Genomic DNA, 3,084 nt, shown 5'->3' with positions numbered 1-3,084 from the left:
ATCTCGGCCTTCCTCGACGCGCAGGCCGCCGAACAGGGCGCCGCGCGCAACACGCTGCTCGCCTACGGGCGCGACCTGAAGGACGCGATGGGCTGGCTCGCGCGACGGGGCGAAAGCTTCGGTGGCGCGACCCGCGCGACGCTCGAGGCCTACGTGGCCGCGCTCGAGGCCGAGGGGCTCTCGCCCGCCACGCGCGCCCGGCGGCTCTCGGCGCTGCGCCAGCTCTACCGCTTCGCCCATGACGAGGGTTGGCGCGCCGACAACCCGACGCTCCAGATCCGCGGCCCCGCCAAGGCGCGCGCGCTGCCGAAGGTGCTCGGCGTCGCGGAGGTCGAGCGCCTTCTCGCCGCCGCCCGCACCTCCGGCCAGTCGGAGGCCGAGCGCCTGCGCAACGCCGCCCTGATGGAGATCCTCTATGCCACGGGCCTCCGGGTGAGCGAACTCGTCTCCCTGCCCGCCTCGGCGCTCCGGGGCGATCCCCGGATGCTGCTCGTGCGCGGCAAGGGCGGCAAGGAGCGGATGGTCCCCCTCTCGGCCCCCGCCCGCGAGGCGGCAGCCGCATGGCTCGCCTTCCGCGACGCGGAGGAGGACCTCGCGCGCCGCGAGCGCGGCCAGCCGCCCTCCCCGCATCTCTTTCCGTCGCGGGGGCGCGCGGGCCACATCACGCGGGTGCGCTTCTTCACCCTCGTGAAGGAGATCGCCGCGAGGGCGGGCATCGACCCCGCCCGCGTCACGCCCCACACCCTGCGCCATGCCTTCGCCACCCATCTCCTGCAGAACGGCGCCGACCTCCGGGCGATCCAGACGCTCCTCGGGCACGCCGACATCGCCACGACCGAGATCTACACCCACATCCTCGACGAGCGCCTGCGCAACCTGGTGCTGGAGAACCACCCGCTCGCCCGCGATGCGGGCTGATCCCCGCGCAGGGCCTTGCCCGGCCCCGCCCGCGTGCCCATAACGCAGGCCATGGACCCCATGACCGAAACGACCGCGCTGGCCACCGGCCTCGCCGATCCCGCGACCTGGATCACCGCGGCGGTGATCCTGTTCCTGCTGCTCTGCTCGGGCTTCTTCTCGGGCTCGGAGACGGCGCTGACGGCGGCCTCCCGCGGCAAGCTGCGCACCATCGCCGACCGCGGCGAGGCGGGCGCCAGGGGCGCCGAGAGCGCGCTTTCCCTCAAGGAGGACAACGAGCGCCTGATCGGCGGCATCCTTCTGGGCAACAACCTCGTCAACATCCTCGCGACCTCGCTCGCCACCGCGCTCTTCACGGCGCTTCTCGGCGAGGGCGGCGTGGCGGTGGCGACACTCCTGATGACCGCGCTGGTCCTCATCTTCTCCGAGGTCCTGCCCAAGACCTACGCGATCAACGACCCCGAGAAGACGGCGGCCCGCATCGCGCGCCCCGTCGGCGCGGTGATCACCGTCCTCGCCCCCGTCGTCGCCGTCGTCCGCGTCATCGTGCGCGGCGTCCTCCGGCTCTTCGGCGTGCGGATCGAGGCGGGCGCCAACATGCTCTCGGTTCAGGAGGAGATCATCGGCGCGCTCTCCATCGGCCATTCCGAGGGCGTGGTCGAGAAGGAGCATCGCGACCGCCTCCTCGGCGCGCTCGACCTGCACGAGCGGACCGTGGAGGAGATCATGCTCCACCGCTCGGGCATCGAGATGATCGACGCCGACCTCCCCGCCTCCGAGATCCTGCGCATCTCGCTCGCCAGCAACCACACGCGCCTGCCGCTGTTCCGCGGCGAGCAGGAGAACATCGTGGGCGTGCTCCACGCCAAGGACCTCCTGCGCGCGATGCACCGGCTGATGGACGACGGCAAGGTCGAGCAGGCGGAGCTTGACGGCTTCGACATCCTCAGCGTCGCGATGAAGCCCTACTTCATCCCCGAGACGACGACGCTCGACGACCAGATGCGCAACTTCCTGCGCCTGCACACCCATTTCGCCCTCGTCGTGGACGAGTACGGCGCGCTGCGCGGCCTCATCACGCTCGAGGACATCCTCGAGGAGATCGTGGGCGAGATCACCGACGAGTTCGACGTGGCCGACACGCCGGTCCTCACGCCGGACCCCTTGGGCAACTACGTGGTCGACGGCGCCATGACGATCCGCGACTTCAACCGCGCGACGGACTGGACGCTGCCCGACGAGGAGGCAAACACGCTGGCCGGCCTCGTCATCCACGAGGCGCAGACCATCCCGGTCGAGGGACAGTGCTTCTCCTTCCACGGCGTCCGCTTCGAGGTGATGGAGCGCGACAAGAACCGCCTCACGCGGCTGAAGATCCGCCGGCTCTGAGCGCCCCGATTCGGCGCCCCGATTCGGGGGCCGGGTCAAGGATGCCGAAGGCACCGCGCGGGGCGCGCACCCGCGCGGCGCGTCCTTGAGGCGGCGCCCGAATCGGACTCCACCCTCGACATGGCCTGTTTGCGAAAGGCGGAGCCTGCCGCAAACGGCCTCCCCAGCCAGCCCCGCCCCCATCCGCCCGCGCGCAGGCCCGCCATCCCGGGCGCCGGGGCGCGGCGACGCGGCCGCGAGGCCGCCCGCCGCGCCACGCCCAAGCGGGAGCGAGGCCCGCAGGGCATCGTCTCCCGCGCGGGAGCGCCCCCTCCCCTGCCCTGCCCCGCAGGCCGGGAAATGTCGCTTTCGGACATGCCGCGCGCCCCGCCAGCTTCTTTGATGCGCCCGACACCTCTCGGAGAAGCGCAATGAAGAACACCACCCGGGTCTGCATCATCGGCGGCGGCGTCGTCGGCTGCTCGGTCGCCTACCACCTGACCAAGCTCGGCTGGTCCGACGTCATGCTGCTGGAGCGCTCCGAGCTGACCTCGGGCTCGACCTGGCACGCCGCGGGCGGCTTCCACACGCTGAACGGCGACACCAACATGGCCGCGCTCCAGGGCTACACGATCCGCCTCTACAAGGAGCTCGAGGCGATCACCGGCATGTCCTGCGGCCTGCACCACGTGGGCGGCATCACGCTCGCCGACACGCCCGAGCGGCTCGACATGCTCAAGGCCGAGCGCGCCAAGCACCGCTTCATGGGCCTCGACACCGAGATCATCGGCCCCGCCG

At 71.8% G+C, this 3,084-nt stretch carries 3 protein-coding genes; all 3 read left to right on the top strand.

Annotation, left to right across the window (positions count from 1 at the left end; all coding sequences use genetic code 11):
* Positions 1-918: site-specific tyrosine recombinase XerD (locus tag ACTS11_RS17725; RefSeq protein ID WP_442641621.1), on the top strand; the 918-nt coding region annotated here is incomplete at its 5' end.
* A 60-nt stretch (positions 919-978) separates the two neighbouring features.
* A complete protein-coding gene (locus tag ACTS11_RS17720) occupies positions 979-2,307 on the top strand; it encodes an HlyC/CorC family transporter (protein WP_442641620.1) in 1,329 nt (442 codons plus the stop codon).
* Positions 2,308-2,717: 410 nt separating this feature from the next.
* Positions 2,718-3,084, top strand: a 367-nt coding sequence (locus ACTS11_RS17715; protein WP_442641619.1) for an NAD(P)/FAD-dependent oxidoreductase, incomplete at its 3' end; no start/stop codon positions are given.

This window comes from Roseicyclus sp. (genome assembly GCF_052168335.1).
Classification (GTDB): domain Bacteria; phylum Pseudomonadota; class Alphaproteobacteria; order Rhodobacterales; family Rhodobacteraceae; genus Roseibacterium.
The sequence above is the reverse complement of the archived record's forward strand: the minus strand, read 5'-3'. Positions and strand labels throughout refer to the sequence as shown.

What these genes read in the sequence shown, in the direction of transcription:
- ACTS11_RS17720 (WP_442641620.1), top strand. Translation starts at nt 979, where the DNA reads ATGACCGAAACGACCGCGCTGGCCACCGGCCTCGCCGATCCCGCGACC.